The organism is Streptomyces sp. JLBJ103, assembly GCF_058215575.1.
Genome location: NZ_CM177089.1, coordinates 1,752,943 through 1,770,868 on the forward strand (window position 1 = coordinate 1,752,943; position 17,926 = coordinate 1,770,868).

14 protein-coding genes are annotated in these 17,926 nt (G+C 72.1%); 7 read left to right on the forward strand and 7 right to left on the reverse strand.

The features are described from left to right. Positions 1-180: 180 nt before the first annotated feature. A complete protein-coding gene (locus AC4BEG_RS07545) occupies positions 181-1,122 on the forward strand; it encodes a phosphotransferase (protein WP_490705126.1) in 942 nt (313 codons plus the stop codon). A 24-nt stretch (positions 1,123-1,146) separates the two neighbouring features. Here AC4BEG_RS07545 and AC4BEG_RS07550 read toward each other — a convergent pair whose 3' ends face one another. From AC4BEG_RS07550 to AC4BEG_RS07570, 5 genes are all read right to left on the reverse strand, one after another. After that, positions 1,147-1,743, reverse strand: a complete 597-nt coding sequence (locus AC4BEG_RS07550) for a TIGR03086 family metal-binding protein (protein ID WP_490705127.1) — start codon at positions 1,741-1,743, stop codon at positions 1,147-1,149. A gap of 134 nt (positions 1,744-1,877) precedes the next feature. After that, positions 1,878-2,597, reverse strand: coding sequence for a 3'-5' exonuclease (locus tag AC4BEG_RS07555; RefSeq protein WP_490705128.1), 720 nt, complete (start codon positions 2,595-2,597; stop codon positions 1,878-1,880). A 231-nt stretch (positions 2,598-2,828) separates the two neighbouring features. Further along, entirely contained in the window at positions 2,829-4,082 is a 1,254-nt protein-coding gene (locus tag AC4BEG_RS07560) for a DUF5919 domain-containing protein (RefSeq protein ID WP_490705129.1), read from the reverse strand. Between the two features lie 88 nt (positions 4,083-4,170). Then, positions 4,171-5,496 (reverse strand): copper amine oxidase, encoded by a 1,326-nt coding sequence (locus AC4BEG_RS07565; RefSeq protein ID WP_490705130.1) that lies wholly within the window; start codon positions 5,494-5,496, stop codon positions 4,171-4,173. A gap of 55 nt (positions 5,497-5,551) precedes the next feature. After that, positions 5,552-6,346: a Tat pathway signal sequence domain protein gene (locus AC4BEG_RS07570; protein WP_490705131.1), complete on the reverse strand. Its 795-nt coding sequence runs from the start codon at positions 6,344-6,346 to the stop codon at positions 5,552-5,554. A gap of 245 nt (positions 6,347-6,591) precedes the next feature. On the opposite strand from AC4BEG_RS07570, the gene glgX reads away from it, so the two are divergent. Further along, entirely contained in the window at positions 6,592-8,730 is a 2,139-nt protein-coding gene (glgX, locus tag AC4BEG_RS07575; RefSeq protein ID WP_490705132.1) for a glycogen debranching protein GlgX, read from the forward strand. 113 nt (positions 8,731-8,843) lie between these two features. After that, positions 8,844-11,423, forward strand: coding sequence for a malto-oligosyltrehalose synthase (treY, locus tag AC4BEG_RS07580; protein WP_490705133.1), 2,580 nt, complete (start codon positions 8,844-8,846; stop codon positions 11,421-11,423). A 247-nt stretch (positions 11,424-11,670) separates the two neighbouring features. Here treY and AC4BEG_RS07585 read toward each other — a convergent pair whose 3' ends face one another. After that, on the reverse strand, positions 11,671-12,588 hold the full coding sequence (locus AC4BEG_RS07585; RefSeq protein ID WP_490705134.1) for a LysR family transcriptional regulator: 918 nt from the start codon (positions 12,586-12,588) through the stop codon (positions 11,671-11,673). A 103-nt stretch (positions 12,589-12,691) separates the two neighbouring features. On the opposite strand from AC4BEG_RS07585, the gene AC4BEG_RS07590 reads away from it, so the two are divergent. After that, positions 12,692-14,221, forward strand: coding sequence for an FAD-dependent oxidoreductase (locus AC4BEG_RS07590; RefSeq protein ID WP_490705135.1), 1,530 nt, complete (start codon positions 12,692-12,694; stop codon positions 14,219-14,221). Here the strand turns inward: AC4BEG_RS07590 and AC4BEG_RS07595 are convergent. Continuing rightward, complete coding sequence (locus AC4BEG_RS07595; protein ID WP_490705136.1) at positions 14,187-14,471, reverse strand: hypothetical protein; 285 nt, start codon at positions 14,469-14,471, stop codon at positions 14,187-14,189. The genes AC4BEG_RS07590 and AC4BEG_RS07595 overlap by 35 nt on opposite strands. Positions 14,472-14,595: 124 nt before the next feature. Here AC4BEG_RS07595 and AC4BEG_RS07600 point away from each other — a divergent pair, with 124 nt between their 5' ends. The 3 genes from AC4BEG_RS07600 (at position 14,596) to AC4BEG_RS07610 (ending at position 17,805) form a co-directional block, all read left to right on the forward strand. Next, complete coding sequence (locus AC4BEG_RS07600) at positions 14,596-15,951, forward strand: sensor histidine kinase (RefSeq protein WP_490705137.1); 1,356 nt, start codon at positions 14,596-14,598, stop codon at positions 15,949-15,951. Continuing rightward, the gene (locus AC4BEG_RS07605; RefSeq protein ID WP_490705138.1) at positions 15,948-16,688 is read left to right on the forward strand and encodes a response regulator transcription factor; all 741 of its coding nucleotides are present in this window, start codon (positions 15,948-15,950) and stop codon (positions 16,686-16,688) included. Before AC4BEG_RS07600 ends, AC4BEG_RS07605 begins: the two co-directional genes overlap by 4 nt. A gap of 208 nt (positions 16,689-16,896) precedes the next feature. Beyond that, positions 16,897-17,805 carry a GNAT family N-acetyltransferase gene (locus tag AC4BEG_RS07610; RefSeq protein ID WP_490705139.1) on the forward strand — a complete coding sequence of 303 codons (909 nt, stop codon included), beginning with the start codon at positions 16,897-16,899 and terminating at the stop codon, positions 17,803-17,805. Positions 17,806-17,926: the final 121 nt, after the last annotated feature.

A 17,926-nucleotide genomic window follows, 5' to 3' on the forward strand; every position in this document is an offset into this window, starting at 1 on the left:
TGCGGTGCGGTACGCGGCGGTACGCGGCTGCCCGATGGGGAAGCCCACGTCATCGTGCGGATGGGGCCGGGCACAGTCAAGGCATACGATCCGCGGCGCGCCGCAGGGGAGTTGGGCCGACCCGCGATGCGCGGAATCCGGTGATGATCAACGGACGGGCGGAGGGTGCATGATGAAGCTATGGCCCATGGCAGAGGGAAGGCGCACGGCGTGGCGGACGTGGCGTTCACGGAGGAGCGGGCGCGGGCGGTGCTCGGCGCGGCGTTGCCGCCCTATCGGGCCGGGGACGCCGAGGCCCGGCTGCTGGCCTTCGGGGAGAACGCCGTCTTCGCGGTCGACAGTCTGTCCCTGGTGGTGCGGGTCAGCCGGGATCTGGAGATGTGGGACCGGGCGGCCCGGGAGCTGAAGGTGGCCGACTGGCTGGCGCGGGAGGGGCTGCCCGCGGTGCGGCCGGATCGGCGGTACGGCTCGGAGCAACCGCTTCCGTTCTCCGGTCATCTGGTGACCTACTGGCAGCAGCTCCCCGAGCCCGTCCGGCCCGCCGGACCACGTGATCTGGCCGCGCTGCTGCATCTGGTGCACGCCCTGCCGGAGCCGCCCGCTCAGCTGTCGCTGGAGCTGCCGCGGCGGGAGCTGCTGGGTGGGGTGGAACGGTGGCTGCGGCTGGCCGGGGACGCGATCGACCCGGCGGACGCGGCGTATCTGCGCGCCCGCCGGGACGACTTCGCCGCGGCGGCCGCCGAGCTGGCACCGCGGCTGACGCCCGGACCGATCCACGGGGACGCCCTGCCGCGCAATGTGCACATCGGCCCCGACGGCCCGGTCCTGGTGGACCTGGAGACCTTCTCCCACGATCTGCGCGAGCACGACCTCGTGGTCATGGCCCTGAGCCGGGACCGCTACGGCCTCGGCCCGGCCGCCTACGACGACTTCACGGCGGCCTACGGCTGGGATGTGCGGGAGTGGCCCGGCTGCGCGGTGCTGCGGGGCGCCCGGGAGACCGCGAGCTGTGCGTGGGTGGCCCAGCACGCACCGGGCAATCCGGCGGCGCGGGCCGAGTTCGCCCGCCGGGTGGCCTCCCTGCGGGAGGGTGACCCGGCGGTGCGCTGGTACGCGTTCTGACGACCGCGCCGCCGTCGTCGTCGCTCAGGCCGACCAGGCGGGGTCACGTCCGCTGAGGGCGACCGCGCGGTCCAGCGGCGGGGCGCTCTCCGGAACTGGGACGACCGGCCCGAACAGCTCCTTCGGACGGTCCTCGAGCGCGGACTGCGACAGCAGCCCGATGACGGCCTCGGCGCTGCGGCTGTCGACGTCGAAGGGCTGGCCGGTGGCGCGGGCCAGATCCCAGCCGTGGATCACCAACTCGTCCAGCGCCACCAGCCCCATGACCTCGGCGGGCAGGGTGACGCCCCCGGCCTCCGCGTTCCCCTGCCAGGCCGCCGGATCCCGCCAGGCGGCCACCATGCCGTCCAGCCGCCGCGGCAGCTCCTCCCGCCAGCCCGGCTCCAGCCGGGCCGCGGAGCCCCGGCCGGGCGCGGACCGCTCTGTGTCCACCGGCGGCTTCTTGTGCGCCGCGTCCTGGAAGGCGAGCGCCAGCCCCATCATGTGGTCCAGCAGATCCCCCACCGCATACTCGGCGCACGGGGTGCGCGCCGTCAGCTGATCGTCCGAGACTCCGCTGAGCAGTGCGGACACCCGCTGGGCCGCGGGGCCGAGATCGACGATCGGGCTCTGGTGCGTCACGGCGGTCCTCCTCGTTCCGGTCCGTTCATCCCTCTACCTGCCTCTACCTGTACGGACCGGCCGGAGCCGGGAAACTCATCGGCGCGCGGAGCCCCCGTCCGGCCGACCGCCGTACGGCGCTCCCGCCCCGCGTCCTACGCTGCCGCCCCCACCTCGCGCAGCGGCCAGCTGCCGTCCACCACCGCGTCCGGGGTGCCCTTGCGGCGCAGCCAGGACTGGAAGTCGGCAGCCCAGTGGGCGTACCAGCCCACCTGCTTGCGGTGCAGATCCCACAGCTCCAGCCCGGCCACTTCGCCATGGCGCTCGGCGACCGCGCAGGCCACCCGCACCGCCGCGAGCGCGTCCGCCCCGGCCTCATGGGCCCGCTCGTGCACCACCCCGTACTCCCCGCAGACCGCCGCCAGCGTCCGCTTGCCCTTGCGGTAGCGGTCGACGGCCCGGTCTATCGTGTACGGATCGACGACCGGGCCGGTCTCCGCCCCGTCCAGCCGCTCGCTCAGCGACCGCAGCCCGTACCGCCCCAACTCGGCGGCCAGCAGGCTGAGATCGAACGCCGCGTTGTACGCCACCACGGGGGCGCCCCGGCGCCAGTGGGCCACCAGCGCGTCCGCCACCTCGTCGACCACCTCCGCGGCCGGCCGCCCCTCGGCCTTCGCCCGCTCATCGGTGATCCCGTGCACCGCCACGGCACCCTCCGGAATGGGAACCCCCGGATCGGCCAGCCACTCCCGCCGCGCGATCGGCTCCCCGCCCTTCACCTCGATCACGGCCGCCGTCACGATCCGCGCCGTGTGCGGATCGGTGCCCGTCGTCTCCAGATCGAATCCGATCAGAAGCTCACGGTGCCAGCCCATGGCTGCCCTCCCTTTGTCATAACTCCCCCGGTTTCACCCGGTTATCACCGGTCAACCCGGTTATCGCCGGTTATCCATGGCTATCTCCTGGTGTGCACCACCTTCGCATGCACCACTGACAACGCCCGGTGAGGTGGCGGCAGACGTCGCCGCCCCACAGGGTCGTATACGTGTTCGGCATGTCAGGAGCGTACGGACGGGGTACGACAACACCGGGGACGGCAGGACGGCTCAGGAGACCGGGCGGGAGTCTCCCCAGACGCTCTCGAATTCCTCCCGGTAGGTGCCGAAGAGCCCGCCGTCGGCCGCGGGACCGGCGTCCTGGCCGGCGCGCACCACATCGCGGCCACGGCCGCCGCCGCGCAGTACCAGGACCGGGGCCTCCATACCGCGGGCCTTGCGCAGATAGCTCTGGATGACCGCGAGGCCGTCGGTGCCGTCGCCGTTCACCAGGTATGCGGTGAAGCGGGGGGTCTCGTCGAAGACATGGATCTCGAAGGCATCCGGGTCGCGCAGCCGGGCCCGGACCCGTCGCATATGGAGGATGTTCATCTCCACCGATCGGCTCAACTCGCCCTTCTTCAGGCCGAGTTCGCGTTCGCGTCGGCGTACCGCGCTGCTCGCGGGGTTGAGGAAGAGCAGCCGTGCCCGGCAGCCGGATTCGGCCAGCCGCACCAGGCGGCGGCCGGAGTAGTTCTGGACCAGGAGGTTCAGCCCGATGCCGACCGCGTCGAGGCGGCGGGCACCCTCGAAGAGATCCTCGGCGGGCAGCTGCCGCTGGAGCCGCACCCGGTCGGAGTGGACCCCGACCACATCGGCGTAGCGGTCGCCGACGAGGTCCTCGACGGCGTCGATGGGCAGCCGGTCGGCCGAGGGGGTGCCGGTGCCGCTGCCGAGTATCTCCAGCAGCCGGGCCGAAGCGCGCTCGGCCTGGGCGAGGACGGTCTCGGACAGCGCCCGGTTGCGGGAGACGACGTTACGCGCGACCTCCAGCTCGTCCAGGGCGAGTTCCACCTCGCGCCGGTCGTCGAGGTAGGGCTCGAAGCACGGCCAGTGCTGGACCAGCAGCTCCCGCAGCTGCGGGAGGGTGAGAAAGCTGAGCACATTGTCGTCGGCCGGATCGAGCAGATAGCCCTTGCGGCGGCTCACCTCCCGGACCGCCACCGCGCGCTGCACCCACTCCTGTCCGGCGGGTCCGGCCGCGGCGATGACCCAGTCGTCGCCGTGGACAGGTTCGTAGATGGGACGGAGAACGGCTCCGACAACCGCGCGGAGCCGCTGTTCCACCAGATTCAGCCAGATGTAGGCACGCCCGGCCCGGCGCGCACGTGTCCGCACCTCGGCCCAGGCATCGGCGCCCCAGTCCAGTTCCGCTCCGATCTCCATCGGCCGCACCAGGGACACCGCGCCGGGAGGTGCTTCGGTGGAGCCGTCACCCCCGGGACCTCCGTCGCCAGGGGGCAGCTCCAGCCCGCCCGAGCTCACCTGTGCACCGCCTTCCGCCCCCGTCCAACGATCAACGCAGACTACTGCGCGGGCGGAGGCGGTGCAGCATCCTCGATCGACCTATCGGTCAACGATCCTCTTCTGTATGGCCGTTGTGACCGGCGAGTGCGGGCGGCGTGAGCGGATTCATAGCGGTGACATCGCGCGGGGCGAGCTGGAAGCCCTGCCAGTGCACCGGCATCGGCTCCTGGTCCTCGTCACGGGCGATGTGGTGGAAACCGATGTTGACCCATACGACCGGGTGTTTGAGGCTCTGGCCGTTGACCCATTTGTCGACGGACTTGCCCGCGCCCCGGCCGCAGTTGCGCAGATTGTTGCTGGCGAACTGCTCGCACTTGTTGTAGTCGGTGAAGTACACGTCGTGCTTGGTGTAGCTGCGGCCCTGGTACTTGGTGGTGTGACCGGGCACGATCTCGTAGCTGCGAGGGTGGCCGTCCTTGTTCTTGCCCGCGGTGCTCACCACGCGCCACCAGCGCGCCTCGGCGGCGTCCCCGGCGAGCTCCTTGGTGATCTGGGTGCGAGTGGTCTTGGTCTTGGGGATCCCCCGGCCGGTGGCCGTGGTCTTGGAGTCGTACTGCTCGATCTTGCTCTTGGGCGAGCCGTCGAGGCCGAAGTTCAGCCGCCAGAAGACGTTGTGGGCATGGCTGGTGGCGTAGTCCTTGGCGCCCTTGCCGAGCGGCCAGCCGCGGCCGTCACCGGCGTCGTAGTCCATCGGAGAGAGCGTGCCGGTGGCGCCGACCTGCATGGACATGGTGCCGTCGCCGGAGAACCGCCACTCGGTGATGTACTCGTACCAGCCGACCTGGTTGACGGTGTAGAGCAGCAGGTCCTTGCCCTGCCGCTGGTAGACCTTGTTCGGGTTGCTCGCGTCGCCCATGCGGTAGGCGTGGCCGCGGGCGCGGGTGGTGGCGCACAGACCCTTCACCTTCTGCCGGTCGGGGCTCCAGGCGTCCGGCACCCGGACGGTCTTGATGGTGCCGCCGGGGCATTCGGCCGGGTCGAGCTGCATCAGGCCCTGGGCGAAGCCCTGTCCGGTGAGGTCGTCGTACTCGTTCTTGCCATCGTCGTACGGCACATGGATCTGGCCCAGTTTGGCCGAGCTCAGCACCTTGATGGGGGCGGACTCGCCCTTGGGCTGGTACGAGACGTTGTCGAGCACCAGCCCGGCGTTGCTCTCGTAGTGCCAGCACATCCGCCAGGTGGTGCCACCGTCCAGCTTCTGCTCGACCTGGTAGGCGGAGCTACAGTTCGCGGCGGGTGCGGGGGCCTTGGCGGGGGCCTTCGGGGCCGCCTGGGCGGGGCCCGCGGCGACCGCCACGGTACCGAGCAGCGTCGTGGCGCCGACAGCCGCCGCTACCCTGAGGCGGGCGCGGCGGAGCCTTCTTTCGGGCATGGAGGACTCCTGTTGGTTCAACGTGTGGAGGGGCGTGGACGAGCGTCCGGACGGGTCAGCCCAGCCGGGCGACGGAGCGGTCGCTCAGGTCGATCACCAGCGGGCGGACGTCGATCCAGGGGCCGTTGACGACCCGGGTGAACAGCCGCACACAGCGGTGCTTGCCGCAGTCCTGAACGGCGGCCGGTCCGGTGTTGTCCTCGCCCCCGCGGTAGACGAAGCCGGTCACGGTCAGCTGACCGGGGCCGATCAGCGTCTTGCCGGTGGCGTCCTTGAAGTCCTTCTTCAGACCCGCGCCCAGCTTGTCGTTGATCAGCAGCCGGGCGGCCTCCACGACCTCGTCATGGACAGGCGGCGGCTGGACCCCCCGCTGGGTGTCGGTGTGCTCGACCTTGCCCGAGTCGAGGTCGACCGTCTTGGTCAGATACGTGTCGTCCTTGTAGTCGTAGTACGTGACCTCGGCGCGGCGGGGCGGATCGGCCGCGCCGACCTCGTCCGGCCCCAGCTCGGCGAGATCGGTGGAGATGTGCTCGGGGCCCGTCTTGCCCTTGACGTTCTCGCCCTCGGCGCGCAGGGTGCGGCCGACCGCGAGCGACTGGGCGCGCTTCATCTCGTCGTCGGTGAGCGGATCCCGGCCGGTGCCCTTCTTCCCCTGCTCGGGCGCGGACTCCACCACTCCGGGCCGCGGCGACGCCTGGCCCTGCTCGGCCGCGGAACCCTGCGGCCCTCCCCCACCCGGTCCCTCATCACCGGACGCGGTATCCGGCAGTGTCACCGCGATCAGCGCGGCGGCGGCGGTGACCGCCATGGCGGCACCGGCCACCACCTTGCCCAGGTGACGGTGGATCATCGTGCGCACATTCTCCCCCAACCCCTCCCTATGTCGACATATCCCTCTGCATAGCGGTAAATCGCGTATACGAAGGTCACCCGGTAGGACGAACCACGGTGGCCGTAGGTTGCCTGCAATTTCAGAAAGTTCCGCCGAAAGAGCCGTCGGGCCCGGTCAGTTGGGAAAGGATTCCCCTCCGATCCGGTTCCGTCCGGTGCCACGGGTGCTCGCGGCCCCCGGAGGAGAAGTGGAAGAGTCGACACATGCAGGTCTGGCCGGGACAGGCTTACCCCCTGGGCGCCACGTACGACGGCGCCGGAACCAACTTCGCGGTGTACTCCGAGGCAGCGGTTCGGATCGAACTGTGCCTTCTGCACGACGACGGCTCGGAGACGGCGGTCGAACTGCGCGAGACCGACGCGTTTGTGCGCCATGCCTATCTGCCGGGGATCATGCCGGGGCAGCGCTACGGCTTCCGGGCCCACGGCCCGTACGAACCGGAGCTCGGCCACCGCTGCAATTCGGCCAAGCTGCTGCTGGACCCCTACGCCAAGGCGATCAGCGGGCGGATCGACTGGGGCGAGGAGGTCTACGGCTACCACTTCTACCGGCCGGACAAGCGCAATGACCTCGACTCCGCCCCGCACACCATGGCCTCGGTGGTGGTCAACCCGTACTTCGACTGGGGCGACGACCGGCCGCCGCGCACCGACTACCACCGCACCGTCATCTACGAGGCCCATGTCAAGGGGCTGACCATGCGCCATCCGCGGCTTCCGGACGAGTTGCGGGGCACCTACGCGGCGCTGGCCCACCCGGCGATCATCGAGCACCTCACGGAACTGGGTGTCACCACCCTCGAACTGATGCCCGTGCACCAGTTCGTCAACGACCACCGGCTGGTCGACGAGGGGCTCGCCAACTACTGGGGCTACAACACCATCGGCTTCTTCGCCCCGCACAACGCCTACGCCTCCTGGGGCGACCGCGGCCAGCAGGTCCTGGAGTTCAAGTCGGCGGTGCGGGCGCTGCACCAGGCGGGCATCGAGGTCATCCTCGACGTGGTCTACAACCACACGGCCGAGGGCAACCATCTGGGTCCGACGCTCTCCTTCCGGGGGCTGGACAACGCCTCGTACTACCGGCTGACCGACGACCGGCGGTACTACATGGACACCACCGGCACCGGGAACTCCCTCCTGATGCGCAGTCCGCACGTCCTTCAGCTGATCATGGACTCACTGCGCTACTGGGTGACCGAGATGCACGTCGACGGCTTCCGCTTCGATCTGGCGGCCACCCTGGCCCGTCAGTTCCACGAGGTGGACCGGCTGTCGTCGTTCTTCGACCTGGTGCAGCAGGACCCGGTGGTCAGCCAGGTGAAGCTGATCGCGGAGCCCTGGGACGTCGGTGAGGGCGGCTACCAGGTGGGCAACTTCCCGCCCCTGTGGACCGAATGGAACGGCAAGTTCCGGGACACCGTGCGCGATCTGTGGCGCGGGGAGTCGCGGACCCTGGCGGAGTTCGCCTCCCGGCTGACCGGCTCCTCCGACCTCTACCAGGGCGACGGCCGCCGCCCCCTGGCCTCGGTCAACTTCGTCACCTGCCACGACGGCTTCACCCTGCGCGACCTGGTGAGTTACGACAAGAAGCACAACGAGGCCAACGGGGAGTCCAACCAGGACGGCGAGAGCTACAACCGCTCCTGGAACTGCGGGGTCGAGGGCGAGACCGACGATCCGGAGGTACGGCAGCTGCGCGAGCGCCAGATGCGCAACTTCATCGCCACGCTGATGCTCTCCCAGGGCGTGCCGATGCTCAGCCACGGCGATGAGTTCGCCCGCACCCAGGGCGGCAACAACAACGCGTACTGCCAGGACAACGAGGTGTCCTGGGTGATCTGGCCGAACCCCGGCAAGGACGGCGGCGAGGAGGACCGCCGGGCGCTGGAGCTGCTGCGCTTCACCCGGTCGCTGGTGTGGCTGCGCCGCGACCACCCGGTCTTCCGGCGCCGCCGCTTCTTCCACGGGCGGCCGGTGGAGGGCACCCACGACGAGCTGTCGGACATCGCCTGGTTCACCCATGAGGGCGAGGAGATGCGGCAGCGGGACTGGCAGGCGGCCCACGCCAAGTCGCTGACGGTCTTCCTCAACGGGAACGCGATCTCCGAGCCGGGGGTGCGCGGTGAGCGCATCACCGACGACTCCTTCCTGCTGCTGTTCAACCCGCACCACGAGCCGCTGGAGTTCACGGTGCCGGTCGACCACGGCAAGTCGTGGCAGGTCATCGTGGACACCGCGGAACCGGAGGGGGTGGAGCCGGGCAGTGGCGCGAAGGTGGCGGCGGGCGACCGGCTGACGCTGGTGGATCGCAGTCTGATGGTGCTCCAGCGCCCCGCGTAGGGTCCCTTATGGGTACCGCGTAGGGTCCGGGGCCGGGCTGGAGGGGCGGGCGGGGCACCCGGATGGGTGCGCGGGCATCTCATGAGGCCCGCGAGGTGGGTACATACGTTCCTATGACGGCTGACCCGAAGGCACCCACCAGCACCTACCGGTTACAGCTCCAGCCCGGTTTCCCCTTCGAGGCGGCGCGGCGGGCCGTACCGTATCTGGCCTCGCTCGGCGTCTCCCATCTGCATCTGTCGCCCGTACTGGAGGCCCAGCCGGGCTCCACCCACGGCTATGACGTGGTGGACCACTCGGCGGTCCGGGCCGAGCTGGGCGGTGAGCCGGGCTTGCGGTCGCTCGCCCGTACGGCGCGGGCCCACGGCCTCGGGCTGATCGTCGACATCGTGCCGAACCATATGGCCGCGCCCGTGCCCGAGCGGCTCAACCGGCCGCTGTGGGAGGTGCTGCGGGAGGGGCCCGCCTCGCCGTACGCGCGCTGGTTCGACATCGACTGGGCGGAGCACGGCGGGAAGGTGCTGCTGCCGGTGCTCGGCGGCCCGCTCGGCGAGGAGCTCAAGAGGCTGGCGGTGGAGGGCGAGGGGGACCACGCCGTGCTGCGCTACCACGACCACACCGTCCCGCTGCGGCCCGGCACCGCGGGGCTGCCGCTGCCCGAGCTGCTGGACGCCCAGTGGTACCGGCTGGGCTGGTGGCGGCTGGCCCGGACCGAGCTGAACTACCGGCGCTTCTTCACCATCTCGGATCTGATCGCGGTGCGGGCGGAGGACCCGGAGGTGTTCGCGGCAACCCATGCCACGCTGCTGGGGCTGATGCGTGACGGGGTGATCGAAGGGCTCCGGGTGGACCACCCGGACGGGCTCGCCGACCCGGGCGGCTATCTGCGGCGGCTGGACCGGGAGGTGCGGGCCGCGGCGGGCGGTGACGGGGCGGGTGCTGAGGGGGCGGGTGCTGAGGGGGCGGGTGCTGAGGGGGCGGGCAGTGACGGGGCGGGTGGTGGCCGCTGGATCGTCGTCGAGAAGATCCTCGCCCGGGACGAACGGCTGCCCATGGACTGGCCGGTGGCCGGGACCACCGGCTACGACGCGCTGCACCACATCGACGGGCTCTTTCTCGACCCGGACGGGGTGGCCGCGCTGGCCATGATCTACCAGGACCTCACGGCGGCCGGGGCGGACGAGGGCGGCGACTGGGCCGCCACCGTGCGCCGCGCGGCCCACGAGGTGGTGCGGCACGAGCTGGCGGCCGAGGTGGCGCGGCTGGTGCGGACCGCCTCCCGGATCTGTGACGCCTCGCCCCGGCTGCGCGACCAGGCGCCCTGGGCGCTGCGCACGGCCGTCCGCGAACTGCTGGTGCGGATGCCCGTCTACCGCCCGTACGCGACCGTCGGGGCGCCCGCGCCGGACGGGGACGCCGCGCTGCTGGAGGAGGCAGCGCGGGGCGCCAGGACGGCCTTCGCGGTGGCGGAGGAGGCGCGGGCCGTGGACACCGTGCGGGACGCGGCGCTCGGCAGGCTCGGCGACGGACCGCACCACCGGGACTTCTGTGTGCGTTTCGCGCAGACTGCCGCCGCGCTACGCGCCAAGTCGGTCGAGGACACCGCCTTCTACCGCTACACCCCGCTGCTCTCGGCGACGGAGGTGGGCGGCGATCCCGGGCGCCCGGCCGTCCCGGCCGAGGAGTTCCACACCTTCGCCGCACGGCGTCTGCGCGACTGGCCCGCGGCGGGAACGGTGCTGTCCACGCACGACACCAAGCGCAGCGCGGATGTCCGGGCGCGGATCGCGGCGCTGACCGAGGCTCCGGAGTGGTGGGGCGGGCTGATGGCGGGCCGGCTGACGGAGGCGCGGGCGGGCGAGCGGGACGGGGCGGACGCCCCCGACGCCCATGCGGTGTGGACGGTGTGGCAGACCGCGCTCGGTCTGGGCCACGCGGACCCCGCGCGGCTGGTCCCGGCGGTGCTCAAGGGCGTCCGGGAGGCGGGACTGCGCACCACGTGGACGGAGCGGGACACGGCGTACGAGGAGGCGGTGGCCGGCTACGTGGAGTCGGCCGAGGGTCCGGGCGACCCCGGGGCACCGGTGTGGGCGGAGATCGCCGACCAACTCGACGCCCCGGCCCGGGTCATCGCGCTCGGCGCCACGCTGGTGCAGCTGACCATGCCGGGTGTCCCCGATCTCTACATGGGCACCGAGCACCTCTACCGCGCCCTGGTCGACCCGGACAACCGGCGCCCGCCCGAGCTGCGCCCCGAGGCGCTGGTCGCCCTGGACGCGGGGCAGGAGGCGGACGGGGTGTCCGCCGAGAAGCTGCTGCTGACCTCGGCGGCGCTACGGCTGCGGCGTGCGCACCCGGAGTGGTTCGGCGCGGGAAGCGGCTATCTGCCGCTGCGGGCCGAAGGCCCGGCCGCCGCCCACTGCGTGGCCTTCGCCCGGACACCCGGCGAGGCCACGGGCGGCCAGGCTGGAACCGGTGGGGCCGGGACCGGTGGGGCCGAGGCCGGTGGGGCGGTCACGGTGGTCACCCGGCTGTCCCGGCGCCTGTCGGCGGGAGGCGGCTGGTCCACCACCCGGCTGCCGCTGCCGCCGGGCCGCTGGCGAGACCTGCTGACCGGCCGCACGGCCGAGGGGCCCTGTCCACTGGGCGAACTCCTGGCCCGTCTCCCGGTAGCCCTCCTAGTGCGCGCGTGACACGGCCGTGAGCCAGGCCGGGGCGCGGTGCGGCGCGCGGCGACCATCGGGCCGCGTTCCGGCTACCGCCGCAGACACGGCAGGCCCGGCCGGTGGCGCCCGTCCCCTACCCGGCCACCGACCACCGGCCCCCCGACGACCGACCGTGCCATTGCTGGCCGCCCGAACCGTGCCGACGACCGACCGTGCCGACCACCGGCCACGGCCAACCGGTCGGACGTCCAACAGCCGTCGCGGACGGACTGTCTCACGCCACGGTGTCCCGGCCTTGCCCCTGTGCCGCCTCCACCCGGCCCAGGCGTGCCGTACGGCCGAGGACATCGACGAAGGCGGCGGACGCGCCCGTCAGGGACACCCGTGAGAACGCGGTCAGTTCGCGGTGCCAGGGCGGATCGAGGGGCACCACCGTGCAGCCGTGCCCGGCGGCGACATGCGCGGGGGTGATGACGATGCCCGCACCGGTGGACGCCATCCGCACGGCCGTGGAGGAGTGCTCGGTGTGCACCCCGTCGCGCGGCACGAACCCCGCCCGCTCACAGGCCAGATCCAGAAAGCGGCGCCCCTCGACCACCGGCTCCAGCGCACAGCGCACCCAGTCGCGGTCCGCCAGCTCCGCCAGACGTATGGACTCCCGCTCAGCCAGCGGGTCTCCGTCGGGGACGACCACCACGATCTCCTCCCGGCCCAGAGGGACCACGGGGCCCGGCCACTCCTTCGGGCGGTGGCCGATGGCGAGGTCGGCCACCCCGCGCTCCATCCGCTCGCACAGCTCATCACCGGTGGCGTACTCGCGCACCACCAGGCGCACACCCGGGTGTTCACGCCGCCAATGGGCGAGGACTTCGGGCAGGACGCCGACCGCCAGGGCGTGCAGGGTGGCGATGTGCAGTTCGCCACCTTCGGCTCCGGCGGCGGCCTGTGCCGCGCGCCGCGCCTGCCGGGCGCTGCGCACCGCCCGTTCGGCGTGCGGCAGATAGGCACGCCCCATGGCCGTCAGCCGCACCCCGCGCGAGAGCCGCTCAAGCAGCGGTCCGCCGACCTCCGCCTCCAGGGCCTTGACCTGGTGGGACAGCGTCGGCTGACTGACCCCCAGCAGTTCGGCGGCGGCGGTGAAGGAGTCCTCCTCGACCACCGTGACCAGATATTCCATCTGCCGCAGACTCATCCGCTCCCCCTGTGCCGTGCAGATCCGTCATGCAGAGAATCCATCGGAATCATAAAAGCTATGCCTTGGACTCATACCACGCCCCGGGCGGAGGCTTACGTCCATGGATGAAACCGACGTCATCGTCATCGGGGGCGGCACCGGCGGCTACAGCACCGCACTGCGCGCCGCCGCCCTGGGCCTGGAAGTGGTCCTCGCCGAACGCGAGCTGATCGGCGGCACCTGTCTGCACCGCGGCTGCATCCCCAGCAAGGCCATGCTGCACGCCGCCGAACTGGTCGACGGCATCGCGGAGGCCCGGGAACGCTGGGGCGTCAAGGCGTCCCTGGACGCGGTGGACTGGTCCGCCCTGACCGCGACCCGCGATGACATCGTGGCCCGCAACCACCGTGGGGTGGAGGGAACTCTCGCCCACGCGGGGGTCCGTGTGGTGCGCGGCTCCGCCGCCCTGACCGGCCCGCGCACGGTCCGCGTCACCCCGGTGACCGCCACCGGGCCGGACGGAACTCCCGGCACCGGGGACGGGCAGGGGGTGAGCGAGTGGACCGCACGCCGCGGCATCGTGGTGGCCACCGGCTCCCGGCCCCGCACCCTCCCGGGTCTGGCACCGGACGGCCGACGGGTCGTCACCAGCGATGACGCCCTCTTCGCCCCCGGTCTCCCCGCCTCCGTCCTGGTGCTGGGCGGAGGCGCCATCGGGGTCGAATACGCCTCCCTGCACCGCTCCATGGGGGCGCGGGTCACCCTGGTCGAGGCGGCGGACCGGCTGCTGCCGCTGGAGGACGCCGATGTCAGCCGCCATCTGACCCGCGGGCTGAAGCGGCGCGGAATCGAGGTGCTGACGGGCGCCCGGCTGGAGGAGGCCGAGCCGTACGACGACGGGGTGCGCGCCACCGTCCGCACGCCCCGTGGCGAGGTACGGACCCTGGAGGTCGAACGGCTGCTGGTGGCCGTCGGCCGTGCCCCGGTCACCGACGGACTGGAACTGGGCGCCGCCGGACTCACCACCGACGAGCGCGGTTTCCTCGCCCCCGCCGACTGGTCGCGGCTGGAGACCGCGGTGCCGGGCATCCATGTCGTGGGCGATCTACTCCCTCCCCCTTCCCTCGGACTGGCCCATGCCTCCTTCGCGGAGGGGCTGGTGGTGGCCGAGACCCTGGCGGGCGGCACACCCCGCCCCGTGGACTACGACGCCGTGCCCCGTGTGACCTACTCCAGTCCGCAGACCGCCTCCGTCGGCCTCTCGGAGGCGGCGGCCCGAGCCCGGGCGGGCGACGATGGGGTGGTGGTCAACACCATGCCGCTGACCGCCATCGCCAAGGGCATGGTGCACGGGCAGGGAGGCATGGTGAAGGTCGTCGCCGAGCGGGCGGCAGGATCCGGATCGGCGGTCTCAGCGGGATCGGCACCGGTACAGGCATCGGCGCCGGTATCGGCACCGGCCGGACGCATTCTCGGCGTTCATCTCGTGGGCCCGCATGTCTCGGAGATGATCGCGGAGAGTCAGCTCATCGTGGGCTGGGACGCCGAACCCGCCGATGTCGCCCAGCACATCCACCCGCACCCCACCCTCTCCGAGGCGGTCGGCGAGACCTACCTCACTCTGGCCGGGCGCGGTCTCCATCAGCACTGACCGATGCACCGGTCTCCGCCGCCGCGGATATCTTCGGGCCCTGGGGACGCCCGGCCATCCCCTCGGCAATCATGACCAGGACCACGCCGAGCACCAGGATCACCGCGCTCGCGATCCACTCGTGACCGTCGACCCAGGGCAGATGGCCCAGCAAGCCCCAGAACCGGAACCAGCCCACCAGCTCGTGCACCAGCCCGGCGAGGCCCCAGAACACGAGGATCGACCCCGCCCCCTCCAGTACCTTCTTCATGCTTCGAGGCTAGGCAACAGGTGCGGGGCGGCGGATCGGCCGAAGGTATCGCGCCGTCCGACTTTGGTCGCTTCCCTTGCCGAGAGCGGCGCCCCCACCCCCGCCCGTCAATACCCTCGTCCGCATGGGCAGCTCATCGACCACGCGTCCACCGCGCCGCACCGTACGCGACTGGTTCGTCGACCCCAGCATCATCGTGCTGGCGGCGTTCTTCTCGCTCTTCGCCTCCGCACCGATGGCCGAGGATCCGTCGATGTCGGACAACGCGCTGTTCGCCGATGTGCTTGCCGGGGCGCTGGCCTGCCTCGCGCTCTGGCAGCGGCGCCGGTGGCCGGTGGGGCTCGCGCTGACCCTGCTGGCCGTCGGCACCGTCGCGTTCTACGTATCGGGGCCGCTGCTGGTGGCGCTGTTCACCGTCGCCGTCCACCGCACCCTGCGCACCGTCGCGCTGGTCGGGGTGGCGGCCGTGGCGCAGCTGCTGATCACCCCCGCCCTGCGCCCCGACCCGGATCTGGAATACCTCGAGTCAGTACTGCTGGGCGCGATGCTGATCGGCGGGGTCATCGGCTGGGGCATGTTCGTGCGCTCACGCCGCCAATTGCTCGAATCGCTGCGGGAGCGCGCGCTGCGTGCGGAGTCCGAGGCGGCGCTGCGCGCCGAGCGGATCCAGCGGCTCACCCGTGAGCGGATCGCCCGGGAGATGCACGATGTGCTCGCGCACCGGCTCTCTCTGCTGAGCGTGCACGCGGGCGCGCTGGAGTACCGCTCGGACGCCTCCCCCGATGAAGTCGCCCGCGCCGCCGGGGTGATCCGCAGCAGTGCCCATCAGGCGCTCCAGGATCTGCGCGAGGTGATCGGGGTGCTGCGGGCCTCGGACAGCGATCCCGGGGATCCGGCTCCCCCCGACCGCCCACAGCCCGCCCTCACCGATCTGCCGCGGCTGGTCGAGGAGTCGCGGCAGGCCGGGATGCGGGTCACTCTGCGGGACGGGATCAGCGGCACCGCGGCGGCGGAGGCGGTGCCGGGCGCCGCGGGCCGCACGGCGTACCGGATCGTCCAGGAGGGGCTGACCAACGCCCGTAAGCACGCCCCGTACGCCGAGGTGACCGTGGTGACGGCCGGGAGGAGGGGCGAAGGGCTGACCGTGGAGATCCGCAATCCGCTCCACCGCACCGTCCCCGGCGCCGTCCCCCAACGGGTCCACCGATCACGTGCGGTGCGTGAGCCCGTGCCCACCGGGGAGCAGCCCGTGCCCACCGGAGAGCGGGGATCCGACGCCCCGACGGCCGTCCCGTCTCCCGTGGCCACCCCCGCCGCCGACGCTTCCGGCTCCGGCTCCGCGCCCTCGGCGATCCCCGGTGCGGGCCAGGGCCTCATCGGGCTCGCCGAGCGGGCGGAGCTGACCGGCGGGCGGCTGGAGAGCGGCCCGTCGGAGAGCGGCGACTTCCGGCTCTACGCATGGCTACCGTGGCCCGCATGAGTGCTTCCGCGCCGGACTCCCCCGCGCCCACCCCGGCCCCCGCGTCCACCCCGCCCGTCGCACCGGGCCAAGGATCCGCCCCCGTCCGGGTGTTGCTCGTCGACGACGACGCGCTCGTGCGCGCCGGGCTGCGGCTGATGCTGGGCGGCGCCTGCGGCATCGAGATCGTGGCCGAGGCGTCCGACGGTTCGCAGGTCGCCGCCCTGGTGGACCAGTACGCTCCGGACGTCGTGCTGATGGACATCCGGATGCCCACCGTGGACGGTCTGGCCGCGACCGAGGCACTGCGGCGGCGCGAACAGCCCCCGGAGGTCATCATCCTGACCACCTTCAACGCGGATGAGCATGTGCTGCGCGCCCTGCGCTCCGGAGCCGCGGGCTTCGTCCTCAAGGACACCCCGCCCGCCGAGCTGGTGGCGGCCGTGCTGCGGGTCGCGGAGGGCGATCCGGTGCTGTCCCCGGCGGTGACCCAGCAGCTGATCGAGCATGTGGCGGGCTCCGGACCGGATCCCCGCCGGGACCGGGCGCGGGAGCAGCTGACCCGGCTGAACGACCGGGAGCGGGAGGTGGCGGTCGCTGTCGGCGAGGGCAAGTCCAACGCGGAGATCGCCGCCGCGCTGTTCCTGAGCGTCCCCACCGTCAAGACCCATGTGTCACGGATCCTGACCAAGCTGGGCCTCAACAACCGTGTCCAGATCGCCCTGTTGACCCACGACGCGGGTCTCCTCGACCCCTGACGCTCGAAAAGACGTGTGGACATAAAAAACCTGTGGACATGAGTCCTTCGGCGCTTCTAGAGTGCGGGCACGCCCTTGATCAGGAAGGAGGCGAGAGCCATGGACACCATGACGACCGTTCCGCGCTCCCGCCCCCCGTCCGCAGGGCGTATCCGCGTCTGATCAGGTATCCGACCCGGGAGCGCATCGCTTTCCCGGAAGGATTTCCATGACCGACCTGGTCATCCGCGCGCTCACCGAGAGCGACGCCGATCTGTTCCACACCCTGTCCGACCCCGCGCTCGTCGGCCGGGGCCGCTTCGGCCGTACCTACGTCACCGTCGGCGAGGGCGGGGAGTACCGCCCCGAGTGGACCTGGGTGGCCCTGCGTGACGAGCGCGTCGTGGCCCGCGCCGCCTGGTGGGCGGCGCCGGGCGGCACCGAGCCCGTCGCCCTGGACTGGTTCGACTTCGCCGACGGCGAGGACGAGGCCGGGGCCGAACTGCTGCGCACCGCCCCGCATCACGCCGAGTACACCCTGATGGTCCCGCCCGGCTGGCGCGACCGTCCCGAGGAGCGGGCGGCGGCACAGGCCCGTGTCGACGCCGCCGTGGCGGGCGGGCTCACCCCGCTGGTGGAGCGCTTCCGCTACGAGTGGACGCCCGGCCACGGGCTTCCGGAGCGGCCGGGGCGGCTGGAGTTCCGGCCGGAGCCCGATGACGCGGTGGTGGCCGAGGTGCTGCGCCGGATCATGCCGGGCACCCTCGACGCACACGATCTGAAGGCCATCGCCGAAGGCGGTGTCGAGGCCGCCGTCCGTGAGCTGATGGACTTCCTCAGCTGGTGTCCGTCACCGCGCGAGTGGTGGCGGCTGGCGTGGACCCCCGACGGGGAGATCGCCGGCGTCCAGGTGCCCGCGCACAATCCGGCCGGCCCCTGCGTCGGCTACATCGGGGTCGTCGCCGAGCACCGCGGCAACGGCTACGCCTACGACCTGCTGGTGGAGTGCACCCATGACCTGGTGGAACGGGGCGCCACCACCATCGCCGCCGCGACCGACCAGGGCAATGCCCCCATGGCCGCCAACTTCGCCAAGGCGGGCTACCCGGTCACCCAGGAGGTCATCAACCTCGTCTGACGGCTGACCGGACGGGCTGACCCGGTTGGCCGGTCCTGCCGGTTGACCGGTGCTGTCCTGCTGCGCGCCCGGCACCGCGTCCTCCAGCATGGTCGGAACCCCGGGCGAGGCCACGAGGTCA

Excerpts from the sequence above, each read along its gene's own strand:
- glgX (WP_490705132.1), top strand. The coding sequence starts at position 6,592 with ATGCAGGTCTGGCCGGGACAGGCTTACCCCCTGGGCGCCACGTACGAC.
- AC4BEG_RS07585 (WP_490705134.1), bottom strand. The coding sequence starts at position 12,588 with ATGAGTCTGCGGCAGATGGAATATCTGGTCACGGTGGTCGAGGAGGAC.
- AC4BEG_RS07565 (WP_490705130.1), bottom strand. The coding sequence starts at position 5,496 with ATGCCCGAAAGAAGGCTCCGCCGCGCCCGCCTCAGGGTAGCGGCGGCT.
- AC4BEG_RS07605 (WP_490705138.1), top strand. The coding sequence starts at position 15,948 with ATGAGTGCTTCCGCGCCGGACTCCCCCGCGCCCACCCCGGCCCCCGCG.
- AC4BEG_RS07555 (WP_490705128.1), bottom strand. The coding sequence starts at position 2,597 with ATGGGCTGGCACCGTGAGCTTCTGATCGGATTCGATCTGGAGACGACG.
- AC4BEG_RS07570 (WP_490705131.1), bottom strand. The coding sequence starts at position 6,346 with ATGATCCACCGTCACCTGGGCAAGGTGGTGGCCGGTGCCGCCATGGCG.
- treY (WP_490705133.1), top strand. The coding sequence starts at position 8,844 with ATGACGGCTGACCCGAAGGCACCCACCAGCACCTACCGGTTACAGCTC.
- AC4BEG_RS07545 (WP_490705126.1), top strand. The coding sequence starts at position 181 with ATGGCCCATGGCAGAGGGAAGGCGCACGGCGTGGCGGACGTGGCGTTC.
- AC4BEG_RS07600 (WP_490705137.1), top strand. The coding sequence starts at position 14,596 with ATGGGCAGCTCATCGACCACGCGTCCACCGCGCCGCACCGTACGCGAC.
- AC4BEG_RS07595 (WP_490705136.1), bottom strand. The coding sequence starts at position 14,471 with ATGAAGAAGGTACTGGAGGGGGCGGGGTCGATCCTCGTGTTCTGGGGC.
- AC4BEG_RS07610 (WP_490705139.1), top strand. The coding sequence starts at position 16,897 with ATGACCGACCTGGTCATCCGCGCGCTCACCGAGAGCGACGCCGATCTG.
- AC4BEG_RS07590 (WP_490705135.1), top strand. The coding sequence starts at position 12,692 with ATGGATGAAACCGACGTCATCGTCATCGGGGGCGGCACCGGCGGCTAC.